The sequence below is a fragment of the Nocardia abscessus genome (genome assembly GCF_015477775.1).
Lineage (GTDB): Bacteria > Actinomycetota > Actinomycetes > Mycobacteriales > Mycobacteriaceae > Nocardia > Nocardia abscessus_A.
On sequence record NZ_JADLQO010000045.1, the window covers coordinates 1 to 2,915 of the forward strand.

The window sequence follows — 2,915 nt, forward strand, 5'->3', positions numbered from 1 at the left end:
GCCGCTGGGGGAGCCGGTACGGGATCGTCATGGCTTGGCCGAGCCCGCGGCCACCACCCCCAGGTTGCGACCAGTCCTTCGATGAGAACTACTCCGCGACAACGGCGATTCCGCCTACTCGCAACCCAGTGTTCGAGGCATGTTCAGCAGGGCGGCCGATAGGGGCGACCGTGTAGATACAGTCCCCAGTCGCCTTCCCAGAGCGGCCCGCTGACCTGGCCACAGATACGGGGGATGAGTTCGTCCGGCGTGGTGTCCCACGATACAGGCGGGTGATCGTCGTATTGGGCGTGCAGCCGTCCACGCTCATCGAACCGAAGGGCACGGAGGTGGTCGGACAGGTCGGCGGGTAGGGACCAGGTGAACAGTTCCTGCGGTACGGAGCGGTCGCGCAGGTCGAACAGTCGAACCGAACGATTGTCGCCCACGGCCAACGCGGTCCCGTCCGAGGACACGGCCGTGGCATACGTCGAGAGACCCGCCTGGCTCCCGATTGACGCGGTCAGCCGAGCCTTCTCCGGATGTGTCAGGTCGAATACCCGTATTCGGCCGTCTTCGTCGCCGAATACAAGCACCCGTCCGTCCCGGCTGAGGGTCGTTGCGGAGACCTGGTTCTTCTTGTCCGGGTACGTGGCGACTATCCGGGGGCTTCGTGGGTCGGTGGCGTCCACGATCGACATGCTGCCGTCGCCACCGGCGATGAGAATCAAACCCCGTTCGACGGCCTCCACCCGGTTTATTCGGAACTCGCTGTCGAGCGCGCCCAAGGGCACAGGACGGGTTCTATCACCGACATCGAAGATCTCCAGTCCGTCGGGCACGCCAACCGCCAGTTTGGTACCTGTGGGGTCGAACGACACCGATGCACTGAGCCCGGTCATGCTGTTGTGTATTTTCACGGTGCCGAGTCGCACCGGGGCCGCCGGATTGCTTACATCCCAGAGGATCACGGCGGTGTCGTAGCCGCCGGTGGCCAACGTGCGCCCATCAGGACTGAACGCCAATGCCACGCCGGTGGCAACAGGCAGGACGGCGGTCACCACCGGTCGGTCGACATCGACGAGATCCCGGAGCACCACCTGTTGGCCGGCGCCGGATGCCAGCAGACGACCGTCCGGACGCACCGCGATCGCGGCGGCCCGGTCCGTCAGATCGGATAGCGCGGGGCCGTAAAGACGCCAGTCACGGACTCGCCCGCCGAAGGATGTGGTCACGACATCGCGGCCGTCGGCGGTGAACACGGTCCCGGAGACCATGTTCACCCCTTCGTCCAAAACGTTTTCGACATAGATCTTCGCCAGGTCCACGGTGTTCCACAGTCTGGCGCTGTCGCGGCTCGCAGTGACCAGGTGGCGGCCATCGCGACTGAAGACCGCAGTGCATACAGGGCTCTCGTGCTTCCTCACGACGAGCGGGGCTGCCGGACCCGCGAAATTCCATACGGCGACCCTGCCGTCGTTACCGCCGGCCACCAGGGACCGTCCATCCGGTCCGAAATCCGCGGCGCACACCCCTTCCGGGCGGCCGGACAGAATGGTGCCCGGTACCGGATCGAGGGGATCGGCCACGTTCCACAGACGGATTGCGCCGTCGGGCGCTTCGACGGCCAGTATGCGCCCATCCGGACTGAAGGGAATCGACAGAACACCGGATACGCCGTCGGCGATGCTGCTTGACCGGCTCGGATGCGCGGGATCGGTGATCGACCATAGGTCCACTCGCGGTTCCTCGCGCCGGATTTGGCCGCCGACCGCCAATGTCCGGCCGTCTGGACTGAATCGAAGTGATACGACAGGCGGGCCGACGAACTGCGCGACAGCGGTGGGGTTGGCCGAATTCGAGATGTCCCACAGACGAACTGTGCCGTCGAGACTACCGGTGGCCAGCAGCCGGCCGTCCGGGCTGAAAGCGACGGAATAGGTGAATCGAAGGGCGATCCTGCTCAACGCCGTGGACCTGTCCGGGGCGGTCAGATCCCAGAGGGTGATGGTCTGGGACTCTCCCGCGGTGGCCAGCAGCATCCGGCTGGGATTGATCGCCGCCACGGAATCCGTGAAACCGAGGTAGGTCTCCCGTGGGGTGGCGACTGCGGCCAGCAGTCCGGACCACGCTTGGGAGGTCGGCGCGTACCGGTAGGCCAGAATGTTCAACTGCCTGGCGAGGTTCTGCTGTGTCGGTCGAACTCCCGCGGCATCCGCCGCGAGCCGACGCGAAAGCGCTATATCGCCTTGGTTTCGAGCTTCCTGCAGCTGCCGTCCCCCGAAGACCACAGCCACCATTGCCACCACGGTCGAGAGAACCCCCAAGACGAGGGCCGCTCGGCGCAGCTTCAACCCTCTGCGGTCCGCACTGTCGAGGTCATCCAAGCTTTTGCCGTGCACGGGTGCGGCCAATTTGCATATTGCTGACCGAAAAGCCCTGTTGCGCAATGTGAGCCGACGGGGATCGAAGTCGCGGAGGTCGACCCACAGTGGCTCACCGCGAAACCATCCGTCGAGCTGAGGGGGTAGCGCCGTGGTGCGCGATCGATCGAAGTCGCCGAGCTGCTCGTCCCAGTGGATCTCGCCGGCGGCTACTACCATCAGGAATTTCTCCGGCGTGCCGATCTCCTTCCAGAAGTCCACCTCCCGCCCCACACCCTTGGACGCGGCGGCCTGGGGTGAGGCCAACAGGATGAAGAATTCGGAGTCGCGGATCGCGAGTTCGAGGGTGGCCCACAGGTGTGCGGTCGCGGGTAGATTCGTGTCGTCCCGGAATACGCGCAACGCACGTAATCTGTACCAGCGCCGGGCCAGCCGGTGCAGACCCTGCTGTACCGCGGTCGCAACCATTCGGTCCTCGTCGTGGCTGTAGGAAATGAACGCGTTGTATTCGTGTTGTCTGCTCCGCGGATCGGCCACCGCACCAGCATGGCG

1 protein-coding gene is annotated in these 2,915 nt (G+C 65.1%); it reads right to left on the reverse strand.

What is annotated here, in order from left to right; genetic code table 11:
* Positions 1 to 143 precede the first annotated feature (143 nt).
* The coding region (locus tag IU450_RS39125; protein ID WP_228835755.1) for a TIR domain-containing protein at positions 144 to 2,915 on the reverse strand (2,772 nt) is incomplete at its 5' end.